Raw genomic sequence first — 15,704 nt, 5'->3', positions numbered from 1 at the left:
TGTCTAACAGAATTAGAATCTTACCAATGAATAATCAGTTTCCATATTTTCTTTCCACAAATTCCTGTACCATTTCCTTTGTAACTTTTTTACGCGTCGGTACAATACCTCCTGATGCTAACCTGTTCATTTCAGATGTTACTTGATTAATTTGTTCAACTTCAAATGGTAAAGAATTTACACAACAAAAAACCGCTTCTTCAATTAATGATTCTCTTTTCGCTTCTAACTTTAAAAATGTTTGAATGTGTTGATGCTGATTTTTACTATGCTGTGTTATAGCTTCATGTACGTTACTCATGTGGTTCCACCTCGTTTTTCCATTAACCTTTTGACGTGTTCTTTAGGGATCCAGCAATTAAACGAATAAGTCGGCTTCGTTTCATATTTTAAACGTCTGCAGTAATACATCATTTTTTTATCCTTTCGAATCGCCTCAAAATGTATACACGTTGCACAAACTTGATACGCTTTTAAATCCAAGCCTTTTCCCCCTGCACGCTTTATGTTTTATCAGTAAATTGTATCATAAAATTAATGTTTTGGATGATTATTCTCACCTAATAATTGAACAACTTCTGTGATGTTCTCTAACTCTGTTTTTAAATGACCAGTGTCTTCATGACGGATATCAAGCAAAGCAGCAAACCCTTCCTTTGTTTGTTCCTTTACTTCTTGTAAAAGTATATTATGAGCGGATTCGATTGCATCCTTATAATAATCAGAAAACTCTTTTACATATTCATTTAAAATAACAGATGCTGGTGCATCAAATCGTTTAGATAAGTCCTCAGCCATTACTTTCTTTTCATTACGTTCAAAAAAGGATTTTGTATTTTTAAATAACTTCAATGCTGGATAAAAAGTTGAAATCATACTTTCGGAAAATTCAACAGAAATAGTTGGTGTTTGTATTTCGGAAAATTCAATTGACGCAAATGTTACACTTTGTGACTTTTTCTTTATGAGCTGTACGATTCGACTAAACTCACTTTCTAAGGTCTTCTGTATAACCTTTTCAATTCTTAACGATGTAGCTTGAAGTTCTTGGATTAATTCAAATTCTACAGTTCTTACTAACTCTTCCAGACAAGTTTGTAATGCTTGTTGGATGTCCGAATTTTGGTGAAAAATGCTCGGGTGAAAGCTTTCCTTAAAAAAGTCATTGAAACGAAAGAATAAGCGCTGCTTCACATAAAAAATTAACTCTTCGATTTCTTGTGATACCGATGTGACAATATGGTCTGGCGTTAAATTTGCTAGTTCATTATTAACACTAATTTGCTCTTGTATAAGAGTTTCTCTAATTTTCTCTTTTTCAAGCCCGCTCATTTCAGCAGCATGTATTAGGGATTTTATTCTTTCTTTACAGCGTTTTAAATCTTCTTTGATTGATAAAAGGGTAGTATTTGTTAATTCCTCTTTGATAAAAGTATTGAACTGTTGTTGAAAGTCGAGATAATCTTTTTCTTCTTCTACTTTGTTAGATAATATGTTTAAACTAGATACCCCAAAAAGTCGAACGTTTCTTATCTCATGCTTTAAGAACTGCTCTCTAATGTATGACTTAACCAGATTAACTTCTTCTTCATTTTTGGCTAAATCAACAGCATTGATAATGAAAAACATTTTATCTAATGTAAAGGAATCCTTAACCCTTCCTAATTGTCTTAAAAATTCACGATCTCCTTTTGAGAAAGGGTGATTGTAATAGGTCACATATAAAACCGCATCTGCTTTTTTAATATACTGAAATGCTACATCTGTATGTCGCTTATGCAAGGAATCCGCCCCAGGCGTATCCACTAATGTTATCCCAGCTCTTGTAATTGGACAATCAAAATAAACAATAACCTCTTCAACTAAACATGCCTTTTCTTCCTTTGCGACAAAATCCTTAAAAGTGTGTGTATCCGCTTGAACGATTAGCCCTTCAGATGCTAGGGATTGATAATCCAATATCGCCTTTTGATACTTCACTATTTGGTCGGCTTCATTTATATGTTGCCCTTGAAAATTCTGTAAGTTCTCAGTAACGTTTTCTATTGTAATCCCCTTATTATGTAATGAAGGTATACTATCGATTATTTCCTTCATTAGCATCTCTTTTGATTTCAGTTTAACTTCAACTAAACCATGAGCCTTTTCAAATGTTGGCGGGGCAATTTTATTTATCGTTGCTGTTGTAGGATTTGGTGAAGACGGTAAGAGCCTTTCTCCTATTAACGCATTTGCAAAAGATGACTTTCCTGCACTAAACGCACCAAATAGCGCTACAGTAAAGGATCGGTTATTGAAATTGTTAATCTTACCCTCGAGTGAATCAGTAAATTGCTTAAATCCTTGAATATTTTCAAGCCGTTTGACAACCTGTTCTGCACTCTTTATAAATACATCTCGATTGTGATATCGGGAATTGGTAAGCTGATTTGATAAATGACTTTCACTAGCTTCTTCTTCGTCTACTTTCTTTTCTTGGATTTGAATAGATTTTGTTGTTGCTTTATATAAATGATGCTCAGTTAACCATTTTTCCTCGTCTAACTCTTTAGTAGATATTCCTTTACTAATATTTTGTAATGATTTGTTATATTGACTAAACTTATCGAAATTACGTAAAATCTCTTGGCATTTTTCAATCTTACCATTCTCTTGATTTACCTTCTCCTTTATTTCAGCCATTTGATCTTGACGTTCTCTGTTTATCACATCCATCATCTTTTTTAATAAGCTCATAACTTGGAGCTTACTATGCTTTTTTATCAAATCACTTACATCAGAGGAATAGGTCAAAACATACTGATTATTATAAGAAGCACCAGCTTTTACTGCATCTGATACAATTTGTTGTGAGACATTAATAGAAAATGATTGAGCTTCCTGTATAAGCTTTGGATCATGAATTTCATATGTTTGAATAAACTCTTTTAGTAATGAAATAAAATGCCAAGCTATTTGAGTTTCCGTATTTTTTAACAAACTATCGTATAATTCGTTTTTTCTCTTTTCACGCTCTTGTTCCGTTTTTGTTTTCGAAAAAAGAAAACCTATTTTAAAAGAAGGATCAGCGGATTCAATAAAAGCTGCTGCCTTTTCCCTCGTTTCATATGGGATTAGGTTGGCACTTTTTAATATCGCCGATACTTTCTCTTCTATATCAATTTGAAGCTGATCCATTTTTTCTTCTTCCTGCTTTATCGAAGCAAGGTAACCATTCCTTCTGACTGTATATTCCTCTAGTTGTTTACGGATTTCACTCTCGTTTTGTTCTGTTAAGTCAATTTGTTCCTCATATTTTTCAAGATGTTCCTCAACAACCTGAGTAATAGCTAGTGACATATTTTGATCTAAAAACCTATTTTTTTCATGAATTACAACATTGATTAACTCTTTTACTTTTTCTAATTCATTATATGGATGCTTGTCGTTTCTTAGAGTTGTAAAAAATACGTCTTGTGGATGTAATCCAACTTCTGCAAAAGATCCTTCAATTTTTTGTTTAAAAGTATCAAAACGTATCTCTTTCTCTTCATGTTTATCAATTTGATTCACAATCAAAAAGATCATTTTATTTCGATCCTTCATTTCACGAATAAATGAAAGATTCTCTTCTGATTGGACATGGTTATAGTCGGTTACATAAAAAATAACATCTGCTAGATGCAGCATTGATTCTGTTGATAATTTATGTGCGGCATCTGTGGAATCAATACCAGGTGAATCCATAATAACGACATCTTCTGTTAAGTTCTGATAGGGCTTCTTTATCCGTATCCTTTCAATATCGTCGCCTTGTTTACAGTACTCTTTCACTTGTTCAATTGAATAGTCACCTGATAACTCTATACTCTCTTTTGCTGCAGAATATAACGTGACTTGTTCAATCCCCTTTTCTAATAAAACAAGGTTCGCACTTGTCGGAATCGGACTTGTTGGTAAGATTTGCTCTTCTAAAAGTTTGTTGATCATGGATGATTTCCCTGCAGAAAAATGGCCTGCAAAAGCAATATACAGCTTTTGTTGGTCAAGCTTATGAGCCATTTCGACTAACTTATTGGCATTTTCATGATCCTTTTCATGTATTCTTTCATGAAGATTGATAATGGTTTGCATTAATTGTTTTGATTTTACAACAGTTGTCATGTTAATCCCCTTCACTTGGCACATACATTTTGTTACCTTCATTTTACAGAATTATATGCAAATTATCTATTATCGTTTTGTTCTGAAGTTGAAAAAAGATGAAAAGCCCACAGTAATTAACTGTGAGCTTAAAATGAAAAAGAACTTTATTAAATACTTATATAATGAATGTCAAGTTCATAAATATATATTTTTATGCTTTTTGTGTATCTATATTTTTTAATATGTAACCAATTAACACGCTATACGTAACAACGGTACAACCGACAAATAACATCGTCATATTCGCAGTAGACCTCCATATTTTTGAGAATGATTTTCAATATAAATTCATTCTATCATCAATGATAATCATTTTCAATATAACTTTTTTTATTTTTCGAAAAATCTGTCGGTATTATTCTTCAGGTAAAAATCTGGCTTTATTAGAAAAAACATCTTCATAATTTGTATATGTTTGTAAAGCATGTTCTTCAGCTGGTATCCGGATCGTCATCATGACAACATTCAATATGGTAAATAAAATAGCTGTTATATAAGCATGAAATAATAATGGAAGGAATAAAATCTCAGCAGCTACAACCATATAATTCGGGTGTTTGATAAATTTGTATGGCCCCCTTGAGATAACCACATCACCTGGAATAATGATTATTTTCGTATTCCAATAATTCCCCAATGAATATATAGCCCAATACCTAATTACTTGAGTGAAAAATAGAATTGGGAGAATTACATACCATAATTCTGTTAATTCTCTTTGTAAAACTTGCACTTCCAAAAAATAGGATATTAGAAAAAGGACATGCAATGACACAATATAAGGATAATGGTCTTTGCCATGCTCAATTCCCCCTCTATTGATCATTAACTGCTCATTTTTCCTTGCAATCAACAGTTCCGTTATCCTTTGTGCTATAAGAAAAAAAAAGATTATGTAGAACATTCTTAACTTTCCTCCCATTGAACAAGCAGCATTTCTGAGCTAAATCCTGGCCCGAGCGCACCAATTAGCCCATATTCTTTAGCTTTCCCCAGTTCCCTTTCAAGATATAATTCTAAAACATACATGACCGTTACAGATGACATGTTCCCATGATTAATTAATACTTCTTTTGAAATATGTAAATGTTTGTTTGTAAAGCCCAATCCCTCCTTATATGCTTCTAGTACTTTTTTTCCTCCCGGATGGGCCATAAAATGGTTTATTTCGTCTATATCCATTTCATTTTCTTGTAAGAAATCAATCACCTGTGGACGGAGCCATTTTTTAATAATTGAAGGTATATCGCGTGAAAAAATAACATAAAGTCCATTATTTTTGATATCCCATCCCATAACATCTTCAGAATCCCGCATAAATGTTGACCTTGAATCAAGTATTTTGGGAATGGCTTTTATGTTAGATCTTATCTTCCAGTCAACTTTACTTCCTACCACACAAGTACATGCAACACCATCGGCAAAAAGTGATGTACCTATTAAATTACTTTTTGACCTGTCATCTCGTTGAAAGGTTAAGCTGCATAATTCTACTGATATAACGAGCACCGTTGCGTCAGGATATGCCTTACAATATTCATAAGCTCGAGACAATCCTGAGGCACCGCCAGCACATCCCAGCCCCCAAATTGGGATTCGCTTAGTTGTTTCCTTAAAAGGCAAGGCATTCATCAATTTAGCATCTATACTTGGAGTTGATAACCCTGTTGTACTGACAAAAAAGAGAGCATCAACATCATCATAAGCAATTTGTTTACGTAATAATGTTTGATTTGTAAGGCAATTATTCACAGCTTCTATACCATGTTTGACTGCGGTTTTAATATATAAGTCATTTTTTTCCTCAAATGTACGCTGCTTTTTATACCATTCAATCGGTTGTGAAAATTGCCGTTTTTCTATTTCACCATTTTTAAATACAGGTAAAAGACGGTCAAAATCTTTAAAAGATTCCTCAAATATTTCTCTCGCAAATTCTATAGTTGATTCCTGTTTGGTTTCATATCGAGGAACAGATTTTCCTACCGATAAAATATAGGCCAATGTCATTTCACCTCATATTTCTAAAAAAAGTAACATTATGATTAATGTTACTTTGACCAAAAAAACTAAAATTATCCAGAATTTAAAAAACTTGGCTTGTTGTCAAGTTCAAATTCTATATTTTTGTATAAAAAAAGCCTTTCCCTTGAAATGGGGAAAAGCTAACGTTTTAAAGGAGTTGTTGTTGTGCACTTTCATTATATAACATTCACTAGGAATACTCACCTCTGAAAATTCTGGAAATGTCACCAAAACCTCTTCCCTAAGAATATATTATTCCTATTAGCAAATACCTTGTCTAAAAGAAGGAATAATTGGATTAAATCCCTTATTCTTTCCTCTCTAAAAAATAAGCCATTAAAATTTCATCCTCATAGCTTCCATTTATTTTCACTTGCTCCTTTTGAACACCTTCTTGTATAAAACCAAATCGTTCATACAATTTATGTGCCAATTCATTTGAAGCAAACACCGTTAAACATAACTTATGTAGTTGATGGATCTGACACCATTTAATCGTGTAACTCATAATTTTTGAGCCAATTCCTTTTCCCTGAGCTGAATTGACTAACCATGTTCTGAATAAACCAATATGTCGTTTCATTTCAAGTTCTCCTCTAATAACGCGAGCAATCCCCACTATTTCATCATTTATTACTGCAGCAATATACATGTTATCTAACTGTACCATTTTATCAATAAAGCTCTGCTCTTCTTCTAGACTGCGCGGGGCTTCTTTTTGAATATACGTTCCAGATTCAATTATTTGTGCAACTGCATGAATGATTTGTTCTGCATCTTCACTTTGAACAGGCCTCAGAATAACCTGTTCACCGTTTTTAGCAGTGAATTGTTCTATCAGATCCACCGTCATCTCATACTCTCCTTTATTCTGGACATCAACCTGAGGCTGAAGTTCATCTCCAGCCTCATCATTTTTTCTTTCAAGCCACTCTTATCGCTTTTCCAAAAGGGACCTTTGGAATAAATTCATCAGGAACTAACCAAAATACTTCATTATTTACTTCTAATTCTTCATAAAAATATCCTGTTACATCTGTGATATAGAAAAGGGTATCAATATGTTCTTGACCTGCCCATTCTAACACTTCTGTATAAGACGATTTTCCGTGTGTGTAATAAGTAATTTGATCTTCTTTTATTGGTGTGATTTTCCTGATCTTAAAATCAGCTTGCACTAGAAGTGAATTAGGGGCAACTTCACTAAAAAGCTTAACAATATTCTGGATTAATAATGTGTTCGTTTGTTTAGTTGAAGTGTCAATCGCAAGTGCTATTTTTTTCCGCATCTTTCCTGCAATTTTGATAAAAGCTGCTTTTGCCATTTCATCCTGACGATCTCCCCCTCACTTTTTTCTCAAGCACATCTATTTTTACTCAAATGGAAAGATCCTATGCTAGTCTAGTGACCTAAATTCAACCATAATAACTATATGGCCATTCCTTTGAATTTGCCTAAACATTGTTGCCGTTCCAATCATCAAATAGACCGCTTCCATTACAGCCTGGACAATCAAAAATAGCATCATAGGTTGGTAAATACATACTTGTGAAAGATGATGTAAAGCCTCTTCCTCTACAATTAGGACATCTTCCTAAAGATTCCATATCAGCTCGTACTTTTTTTACTCTTGCATGCTTCCACTCTGCTATTCCTCGAAGAAAATCCATATGATCACCTCATTTTTCCTTATTATTCCTTAATATCTTCTAAAGCTTTACATTTAAACATTTGTTAAGACAATTTTTTTACTTTTTAATAATCGTTACGAAATTTTAATTGGAAAAGCAGTGAAATTTAGATAAAAATTATGTAAAATAAAATCAGATTAATGTGTCATCACTTTGGAAAAGTAAGAACGAAGGAAAAGGGGAAAAACGGTGGCTGAATTAGCATTTAAAGAATATATATTTAAAAAAGGAAGCAAAACAACGATCTACATGTATCAAAATAGTATAGAAATTATCCAAAACGGATTTCTCGGTAAATTTAATAAAGTAAAATTACTACAATATAAAAACATCGCGAGTGTTACTTTAAAAGAACCAGGATTTGCTTCAAATGGAAGTATCATTTTAGATTGCGGAACAATTGATAATAATAGCGAAAAGCACGTTCAAACAATTGAGTTTTCTAAACATGAAAAAGAGATTGCTTTTGAAATGAAAGAAATGATTGAAAATAAAGTTGAAGAAATAAAAAACCAAAGAGTCGACTCTGCTGTTGACAATTTTGACAAGCTAAAGAAAATAAAAGAGCTTTATGATTTAGACATTCTTTCTGAAGAAGAATACCAAGACCAAAAAGAACGACTTTTAGAAAAATAATGCATGGAAAAAAGAAGAATGAAGGCTGACGCAGTATCGCGACAGCCTTTGTTGTTTTCGATTTTCTTTCTGGGAGTATAACAACAAGAAAGCCCTTCCGATGTTTAGGTTTTATAAGGAACCGTCCTTTAAATTACTTTTATCCCATTCTGAATATTTTCCTGTTCCATTACATCTATAACACTCTAAACTACTTCCAGCGTAGTGCATAGGTACGATGACAACTCCATATCCACGACAATCAGGGCATTTTCCAAGCTTCTTCATTTTTTCTTCATGAACCTTTTTTCTTTTACTAAGCCAATTCATGAGCTTTTTTTTCATGTCATTCACCTGACCTCGATATCGTTGTTTCTATAAAGTATTCAACACCTAAGGACAAGGTGAATAAAATCTACGAAATATTTAATTAAAAAACTGTATGCAAGCTTTTATTGCTTCCTCCTCATCTTCCCCACCAGTTAGAATGGTAATTTCATCTTCAATTCTTAATGTCGATAATAGTCCCATTAAGCTCTTCGCATCAATTTTATAATTTGGTCCTATTATATAAATGTCCGATTCAAACTTATTTGCCAGGTTTGTTAATTGGATAAACATATCTACTGTAAGTGGTTTCGAAACTTTCAGCTCTTTTACTCTCATCCTTTTCTCCCTACGATTACTTTTTCTAAATTTTATTTATATCCTTTATCCTTCATGACAAATATTCTATAAAAAGTAATGCTTAACAGAAACCTTCCTCATCTGTGGTAATTAATAGCCGGTTTTGTTCATCCGTTTGAATTACAATCTCCTTTTTCTCTGAATCATCCGGATGATGAAATACAAGTTTTATACCGTTTCTCATCACAACGTGGTCAGATAGAACCCAGCCACATAACTGAGACATATTCTTCACTGTCGTTTGAATTCGCTGCTTTTCACTTTCATTAATTGCATTTTGAGTTTGTATTGGGTCCGATAGCTCTGATAAGTCTGCTACTTCTAATAAATAATGTTTATCCTCTTTTAATTGTTTCATTAATTGATATTCGCTTAAGGACTTAACTTTATCATGATCCTTCATCACTAACGCCTCCTTTTTAAGTTTTCATCAGTATTGCACAAACTCGTTGTTTTTCTACATAAATCCTTGATTGAAGATAAGTAAAAAACAAAAAAAGTGCTCTCCCTATATTCATATGCTAAGAATGAATATAAAGAAAGCACATTTATTATGAAGCTTGGTTTTGAATAACTGTATTGTCTGTTTGTTTCTGTTTTGAAGTAGATGGGATAATGTTAAAGATAATATTCAATACAATCGCTGTTACACTTCCTGCCACAATACCGCTATTTGTTAAAATTTTCACTGATTCCGGAAGACCTGCAAACATTTCAGGTACAACTGTTACACCTAGACCTAATCCTACAGAGCACGCAACGATCAGTAAATTTTCTTGTGAAGCAAATTGTACTTGTCCTAGCATTTTAATGCCATAGGCTACAACCATACCAAACATTGCGACCATTGCTCCACCTAATACAGAGGATGGAATAATTGTAGCTAATGCAGCAATTTTAGGAACTAACCCTAAACCAATTAACATGATTGCTGTAATGTAAATCACTCGATTCGTCTTAATTCCAGACATTTGAACAAGACCTACATTTTGGGAAAAAGCAGTATATGGAAATGCGTTAAAGATCGAACCTAACATATAAGCAACACCTTCAGCACGGTATCCTCTTGCCAAGTCTTTTTCAGTAATTTTTTTGTTACAAATATCACCTAGAGCAAAGTACACTCCTGTAGACTCTACCATACTAACAATTGCTACAATGGTCATTGTGATAATAGGTGCTAATTCGAAAGTAGGTGTTCCGAAATAAAACGGCTTTCCTAGATTAAACCAAGATGCCTCTTGGACCGGTTGTAAATCAACCATTCCCAGAAAGCCTGCAGCAACCGTTCCTGCAATGATGCCAATTAAAATAGAAATTGCTCGAACAAACCCGTTAAAGAAACGATTTAATAGAATGATTAAAATAAGTACTCCAAATGCTAAAAACAGATTTTCAGATGAACCAAAATCTGGGCTTCCTTCTCCACCTGCCATGTTATTCATTGCAACAGGGATTAACGTGATCCCGATAATGGTAACAACAGAACCAGTTACGACTGGAGGGAAAAACTTCACTAATTTTCCGAATATAGATGAGATTAAAATAACAATTAACCCTGAGATAAGAATAGCTCCATAAATAGAAGAAACACCATATTCACTACCAATTGCAATCATTGGGCCAACAGCCGTAAATGTACAACCTAATACAACAGGTAAACCAATTCCGAAAAAGCGATTTTTCCAAACCTGTAAAAACGTTGCAATCCCACACATAAAAATATCAATTGCAACTAAATACGTTAATTGAGAGCCGGATAACCCAATTGCGCTACCAACAATTAATGGTACAACTACTGCACCAGCATACATAGCCAGTACATGCTGAATCCCTAATGAAATATTTTTAGCTGTCTGTTTCATATTGTTACCTCCTCAAGCTGTTCAACAAAACTAACTTGCCCTTCTTTTAAAGAAGCTATTTTCGCCAAAGATTCTACTCTATAGCCTAAATCCATTATCTCTTTTGCTCCTTTTTGGAAAGACTTCTCAATCACAATTCCTATACCCATAACCGCTGCACCGGATTGATTGACAATGTCGATAAGCCCCTTTGCTGCCTCACCATTCGCTAAGAAATCGTCAATGATTAGGACCCGATCATCTTTACTCAAAAATTGACTAGAAACAGCAATATTATTTTCTTCTTGTTTTGTGAACGAATAAACAGACGAGACTAGTAATTGGTCAGTTAGTGTTAAAGATTTTCTTTTTCTAGCAAAGACGACTTTTACTCCCATCTCTAATCCAGCCATCACTGCTGGAGAAATACCGGAAGATTCAATTGTGACAATTTTTGTTATTCCTTCGGCTTTAAATCGTCTAGCAAACTCGAATCCTATTTCTTTCATAAGCACCGGATCAATTTGATGATTAAGAAATGAATCAACTTTTAAAACACCGTCAGAAAGAACTATACCTTCATTTTCGATTTTTTCTCTTAGTAGCCTCATTAAGTATCCTCCTAACGTTTTATCCCTTAATTTTATTTTCTAAATATTTTCTACCAAAACAAAAAAAGACGACATGCTTCAACTAAAAGTGAAGCATGTCGTCTTTTTTATATCCAAGGATATAAAAAGTTCATAAAAAACAACAAGTAACTCCACTCATAGTCGAACAATTTACGGTTGATCGGTAGAAACTTGTAGGCCATATCCCTACGATTATATGAGTGCTATGCAATTAACTAGAATTATAACAATATTTTCGTTTATTTCAAGAGTTTTTCAATAAAAAACACGAACTTTATTTCATTTTGTTATGTGAATATTCGTAAAACAACAGATAAACTACTATAATTGGTAAATCTTTTTATATTTTTCTTCAAGATATTCAACTAAATGTTGAGCATTTAATTCTTCTCCTGTTACATCCTTCATGATCTCTAGCGGCTGTTTAGTTCTGCCGAATTGGTGAATTTTATAGGCTAACCAATCCTTTATTTCTTTAAATTGACCTGTTTCGATAAGCTCATCAAAATTAGGAAGATCCTTTACCATAGCTTTTTTTATTTGGGCTGCATACATATATCCTAATGCATAGGAAGGAAAATAACCAAAGCTTCCCCCTGCCCAGTGAACATCCTGTAATACACCTTGAGCATCAGATGAAGGTATAATGCCTAAATATTCCTCATATTTCTCATTCCAAATACGAGGAAGCTCTTCAACAGAGACCTCTTCGTTAAACAATGCTTTTTCAATTTCATACCGTATCATGATATGAAGGCAATATGTTAATTCATCTGCTTCAATCCTAATTAGAGAAGGCTTTGATTCATTAATTGCCTCATAAAATTGATCTAGAGTTACTTCACTAAATTGGTCTTTAGAATAGGCTTTTAACTTTTCAAAATAGCGGCGCCAAAAACCTTTGTTTCTGCCTACAAAATTTTCATAAAACAAAGATTGTGACTCATGAATCCCCATTGATGTTCCGCTGCATAATAACGTTCCTTCTAATTCTTGTGATATATTCTGCTCATAGATTGCATGACCACATTCATGAATTGTCCCGAAAATAGCTGTACGGAAATCATACTCATCATATTTTGTTGTTACCCTTACATCATTCCGATTTAAGGTTATTTCAAATGGGTGTACGGTTTCATCTAATCTACCTGCTTCAAAATCATAACCAAGTTCCTTTAACAAAAACTCGCTAAGCTGTTTTTGATTCTCTTTAGTAAATTTTTTAAAGATGAAACCTGTATTTGGCTTTATGGAAGATTCTGAAATTTTCTTTACTAGAGGAACAATACGATCACGGACCTGTGAAAACACTCGATCTAATGTTTCTACAGTAATTCCTGGCTCATACTCGTTTAAAAGAGCATTATATTTGTTTCCTTCATAACCCCAATAATCGATTAGTTTTTTATTATAATCAACCAATTTTTGTAAATAAGGAGCAAACAGTTGAAAATCTGACTTTTCTTTTGCTTCTTCCCAGATCGACTCAGCCTTAGAGCATAGAGTTACATATTCTCGATATTCTTCTTTTGGAATGACCTTATTTTTGATGTACTCTTTTTTTAGAATATCAACCGCTTTTTTCGTCATCAATTTCAGGTTTTCATAAACCCCTTCTTTTGACAAAGCTGTAAGGTATTCATTCATTTGATCAGAAACCAGCATTTCAAATGCCTCTGTTGAAAGCATGCCAATTACTTCAGATCGTTGTTGAACTCCTTTTTTTGGTGCACCTGTTCGCAAATCCCAATACATGACATTAATCGCTTCTTCATAAGCTTGCATTTTTCGTATGTAATCTAAAAACTCTTTTTCTAGTCGACTCACTTTTCTCACTCCCATAATGAATATTAATGTTTTTAGGTATGTATTCACATTGGTTTATTCTATGAATGAACAGATAAAAACAGACTATATTAAAGACCCGTTCCCCCTGCTAGATGTTCTATCTAGCAGGAAGAACCTATGTCATGATTCTATTATTAACGGTTTTACAGGCAAAACTGATTCAACCATTGTCAAAACATCTTGTTCTTTTTCCGTGTAGAAAATAGTGATTGAGCCTTGATCACTACTTGTACGAATTAACCTTCCGATTCCCTGTCTTAATCTTAGTAACATATACGGAATGTCTACTTCTCTATAAGGGTCTCGTTTATCCGATTTTTTTGCTTCAAATACAGGGTCATCAGGTGGAAATGGCAATGTCCAAATTACAACATTTGATAAGGAAGGACCTGGAATATCGAGACCTTCCCAAAGATGTACTGCACAAAGTACTGAATGTTCATTTTCTTGGAATTCCTTCACTAAAGAACTGATTTCCTTATCTCCTTCAAATAGGACAGGATACTGAAAACTTGTTTCTGAAACTTTTTTCTTAAACCACTTTAATTCATTTAATGAACGAAAAAGAATTAATCCTCTTCCCTCAGTTTTCGTCAATTCTTGAATTGTTAACTCGAATTTATCCTCAGCTTTTTCCTTTTTCAAAACTTGGATATTCATTTGCTCTTCATAATCAAACGGAGAATCAACTGAAAATGATAAATAATCATGAACTCCTAAGCTACTCGCGATAAATTCGAATGCTTTATTATCAGATAATGTTGCAGATGAAAAAACAATTGGTATCTTTTTCGAGAAAACTTTTTCTTTTAAAACTTCCTCAACCTTACGAGGCATAATAACTAATGTATAATCACTATTCTTTACCTCTACCCAACTAACTGCATTTGTGTTTTTATTAAATAACGTTAAAGAATATTCCATTTGGTCTATGAATTCTTCAACAATTTTCAACTCGTATTCTCCAATTGTGTATAATTCGCCTTCAAAAACGAGTGCTTCACTAATCTCAGATAATTTAGAATGTAAGTTTTGGGCTGTTTGTTGAAGCTTACCTTTACGATCAATACGTAATCGGTTAGACCCTTCGACAATGCTTGTACAGTCTTGTAGATCATCAAAAAACATATCATTGATTACAAGTGCATCTTCAACTAAATAGGCTAGCTCTTCACGAATTTCATTCTGCAATAATCTTTCTAAGAATATTTGCAAGGTACTCTGTTTTACTCGATACGTTAGAGCCTTTTGAGCCGCGTATTCTAAAAGATGTCCTTCATCAAATACTACACTGCTATATTCCGGGAGCAATGGTATTTGTCCTTCTCGCTTACGAGACTCATATGTCCAAATATGTTCCATAAAATAATCATGAGAGCAAACAATGATATCTGTTGCTTTTCGATAATAATCACGAGATAATGTCAAACCGCAGCGGTGTCTCTGCGAACATGTAAAGCAATCCTGAAAAGGGTCCCAGCCTATATTTTCCCACTCTTCATCAGAAAGATGCCCGTATTCTTTACGATCTCCATATGCAGTAAATTGCTGCATCCCGCCTTTTTCATAGACAAAATCTGGAAGTGATCGATAAAGATCTACGTATTTTTCATCTCCAGTTTGCTGGATGATATCATCTAATTTGTTTAAGCATAAATATTGACTATGGGTTTTACTTAATCTAACATCCATCCTGATATCGAGATGTTTAGATAGTTTAGCAATATCGCCTTCTTGTTTTACTAGTTGTTCTATTAATGTTTCATCTGCACAAGCAATAATTGCCGGTTTACCTGTATATCTAGCATAAGATAATGCATAAAGCAAGTATACGATTGTTTTTCCAGTACCAACCCCTGCTTCTGCGAACATGACTTTTTTTTCCTGAAATGCTTTCTCTAGCTGAAAAGCCATAAAAATTTGTTCATCTCTTAACTCAAACCCTTTTTCAGGAAGGATGTCGTAAAACACATCTCCAATCCAATTGCTTAAGGCTTGGTAAAAGCTCTCATCCTTTGATATGGTAAAAGGCAAACGTGATGTCACCATAGACGCTACCTCCATATTACAAATTTCAAATTAATCGCAAATAATAATTATCTTATTGTATAGGTAAAAAGTCAATTGCTATATATCGAACTCTATTTTTTAAGTAAAAAAAAAGAGGCAGCCAACA

At 33.5% G+C, this 15,704-nt stretch carries 15 protein-coding genes, 1 pseudogene and 1 riboswitch; of the genes and pseudogenes, 1 reads left to right on the top strand and 15 read right to left on the bottom strand.

Annotation, left to right across the window (positions count from 1 at the left end; genetic code table 11):
* Positions 1 to 34: 34 nt before the first annotated feature.
* From AC4GZ8_RS00770 to AC4GZ8_RS00735, 8 genes and pseudogenes are all read right to left on the bottom strand, one after another.
* Positions 35 to 301 carry a DUF2533 family protein gene (locus AC4GZ8_RS00770; protein ID WP_491079895.1) on the bottom strand — a complete coding sequence of 89 codons (267 nt, stop codon included), beginning with the start codon at positions 299 to 301 and terminating at the stop codon, positions 35 to 37.
* Positions 298 to 483 (bottom strand): hypothetical protein, encoded by a 186-nt coding sequence (locus AC4GZ8_RS00765; protein WP_491079894.1) that lies wholly within the window; start codon positions 481 to 483, stop codon positions 298 to 300. The genes AC4GZ8_RS00770 and AC4GZ8_RS00765 overlap by 4 nt, the downstream gene beginning before the upstream one ends.
* 51 nt (positions 484 to 534) lie before the next feature.
* Positions 535 to 4,143 (bottom strand): dynamin family protein, encoded by a 3,609-nt coding sequence (locus AC4GZ8_RS00760; protein ID WP_491079893.1) that lies wholly within the window; start codon positions 4,141 to 4,143, stop codon positions 535 to 537.
* Positions 4,144 to 4,540: 397 nt separating this feature from the next.
* Positions 4,541 to 5,089 carry an isoprenylcysteine carboxyl methyltransferase family protein gene (locus AC4GZ8_RS00755; protein WP_491079892.1) on the bottom strand — a complete coding sequence of 183 codons (549 nt, stop codon included), beginning with the start codon at positions 5,087 to 5,089 and terminating at the stop codon, positions 4,541 to 4,543.
* A gap of 2 nt (positions 5,090 to 5,091) precedes the next feature.
* Positions 5,092 to 6,189, bottom strand: a complete 1,098-nt coding sequence (locus AC4GZ8_RS00750; protein WP_491080393.1) for a type III polyketide synthase — start codon at positions 6,187 to 6,189, stop codon at positions 5,092 to 5,094.
* Positions 6,190 to 6,517: 328 nt separating this feature from the next.
* Positions 6,518 to 7,063 (bottom strand): GNAT family N-acetyltransferase, encoded by a 546-nt coding sequence (locus AC4GZ8_RS00745; RefSeq protein WP_491079891.1) that lies wholly within the window; start codon positions 7,061 to 7,063, stop codon positions 6,518 to 6,520.
* A gap of 70 nt (positions 7,064 to 7,133) precedes the next feature.
* A pseudogene (locus AC4GZ8_RS00740) lies at positions 7,134 to 7,540 on the bottom strand (VWA-like domain-containing protein).
* 125 nt (positions 7,541 to 7,665) lie between these two features.
* A complete protein-coding gene (locus AC4GZ8_RS00735; RefSeq protein WP_491079890.1) occupies positions 7,666 to 7,881 on the bottom strand; it encodes a methionine aminopeptidase in 216 nt (71 codons plus the stop codon).
* Positions 7,882 to 8,091: 210 nt separating this feature from the next.
* On the opposite strand from AC4GZ8_RS00735, the gene AC4GZ8_RS00730 reads away from it, so the two are divergent.
* Positions 8,092 to 8,538 carry an SHOCT domain-containing protein gene (locus AC4GZ8_RS00730; RefSeq protein ID WP_491079889.1) on the top strand — a complete coding sequence of 149 codons (447 nt, stop codon included), beginning with the start codon at positions 8,092 to 8,094 and terminating at the stop codon, positions 8,536 to 8,538.
* A 111-nt stretch (positions 8,539 to 8,649) separates the two neighbouring features.
* On the opposite strand, the gene AC4GZ8_RS00725 is transcribed toward AC4GZ8_RS00730, so the two are convergent.
* From AC4GZ8_RS00725 to AC4GZ8_RS00695, 7 genes are all read right to left on the bottom strand, one after another.
* Positions 8,650 to 8,862, bottom strand: a complete 213-nt coding sequence (locus AC4GZ8_RS00725) for a methionine aminopeptidase (protein WP_491079888.1) — start codon at positions 8,860 to 8,862, stop codon at positions 8,650 to 8,652.
* A gap of 81 nt (positions 8,863 to 8,943) precedes the next feature.
* Positions 8,944 to 9,183: an HPr family phosphocarrier protein gene (locus AC4GZ8_RS00720; protein WP_491079887.1), complete on the bottom strand. Its 240-nt coding sequence runs from the start codon at positions 9,181 to 9,183 to the stop codon at positions 8,944 to 8,946.
* Between the two features lie 82 nt (positions 9,184 to 9,265).
* On the bottom strand, positions 9,266 to 9,607 hold the full coding sequence (locus AC4GZ8_RS00715; RefSeq protein WP_491079886.1) for a hypothetical protein: 342 nt from the start codon (positions 9,605 to 9,607) through the stop codon (positions 9,266 to 9,268).
* Between the two features lie 148 nt (positions 9,608 to 9,755).
* The gene (locus AC4GZ8_RS00710) at positions 9,756 to 11,069 is read right to left on the bottom strand and encodes a nucleobase:cation symporter-2 family protein (RefSeq protein WP_491079885.1); all 1,314 of its coding nucleotides are present in this window, start codon (positions 11,067 to 11,069) and stop codon (positions 9,756 to 9,758) included.
* Entirely contained in the window at positions 11,066 to 11,659 is a 594-nt protein-coding gene (locus tag AC4GZ8_RS00705; RefSeq protein ID WP_491079884.1) for a xanthine phosphoribosyltransferase, read from the bottom strand. Before AC4GZ8_RS00705 ends, AC4GZ8_RS00710 begins: the two co-directional genes overlap by 4 nt.
* 139 nt (positions 11,660 to 11,798) lie before the next feature.
* Positions 11,799 to 11,900, bottom strand: a riboswitch (purine riboswitch).
* A gap of 101 nt (positions 11,901 to 12,001) precedes the next feature.
* Positions 12,002 to 13,522: a carboxypeptidase M32 gene (locus AC4GZ8_RS00700; protein ID WP_491080392.1), complete on the bottom strand. Its 1,521-nt coding sequence runs from the start codon at positions 13,520 to 13,522 to the stop codon at positions 12,002 to 12,004.
* A gap of 126 nt (positions 13,523 to 13,648) precedes the next feature.
* The gene (locus tag AC4GZ8_RS00695; protein ID WP_491079883.1) at positions 13,649 to 15,577 is read right to left on the bottom strand and encodes an ATP-dependent DNA helicase; all 1,929 of its coding nucleotides are present in this window, start codon (positions 15,575 to 15,577) and stop codon (positions 13,649 to 13,651) included.
* Positions 15,578 to 15,704 lie beyond the last annotated feature (127 nt).

It is taken from the genome of Metabacillus sp. RB-C-LZQ-3-1, assembly GCF_058315175.1.
The sequence above is the reverse complement of the archived record's forward strand: the minus strand, read 5'-3'. Positions and strand labels throughout refer to the sequence as shown.

Excerpts from the sequence above, each read along its gene's own strand:
- AC4GZ8_RS00770 (WP_491079895.1), bottom strand. The coding sequence starts at position 301 with ATGAGTAACGTACATGAAGCTATAACACAGCATAGTAAAAATCAGCAT.
- AC4GZ8_RS00760 (WP_491079893.1), bottom strand. The coding sequence starts at position 4,143 with ATGACAACTGTTGTAAAATCAAAACAATTAATGCAAACCATTATCAAT.
- AC4GZ8_RS00755 (WP_491079892.1), bottom strand. The coding sequence starts at position 5,089 with ATGTTCTACATAATCTTTTTTTTTCTTATAGCACAAAGGATAACGGAA.
- AC4GZ8_RS00745 (WP_491079891.1), bottom strand. The coding sequence starts at position 7,063 with ATGACGGTGGATCTGATAGAACAATTCACTGCTAAAAACGGTGAACAG.
- AC4GZ8_RS00735 (WP_491079890.1), bottom strand. The coding sequence starts at position 7,881 with ATGGATTTTCTTCGAGGAATAGCAGAGTGGAAGCATGCAAGAGTAAAA.
- AC4GZ8_RS00725 (WP_491079888.1), bottom strand. The coding sequence starts at position 8,862 with ATGAAAAAAAAGCTCATGAATTGGCTTAGTAAAAGAAAAAAGGTTCAT.
- AC4GZ8_RS00720 (WP_491079887.1), bottom strand. The coding sequence starts at position 9,183 with ATGAGAGTAAAAGAGCTGAAAGTTTCGAAACCACTTACAGTAGATATG.
- AC4GZ8_RS00715 (WP_491079886.1), bottom strand. The coding sequence starts at position 9,607 with ATGAAGGATCATGATAAAGTTAAGTCCTTAAGCGAATATCAATTAATG.
- AC4GZ8_RS00710 (WP_491079885.1), bottom strand. The coding sequence starts at position 11,069 with ATGAAACAGACAGCTAAAAATATTTCATTAGGGATTCAGCATGTACTG.
- AC4GZ8_RS00705 (WP_491079884.1), bottom strand. The coding sequence starts at position 11,659 with ATGAGGCTACTAAGAGAAAAAATCGAAAATGAAGGTATAGTTCTTTCT.
- AC4GZ8_RS00700 (WP_491080392.1), bottom strand. The coding sequence starts at position 13,522 with ATGGGAGTGAGAAAAGTGAGTCGACTAGAAAAAGAGTTTTTAGATTAC.
- AC4GZ8_RS00695 (WP_491079883.1), bottom strand. The coding sequence starts at position 15,577 with ATGGTGACATCACGTTTGCCTTTTACCATATCAAAGGATGAGAGCTTT.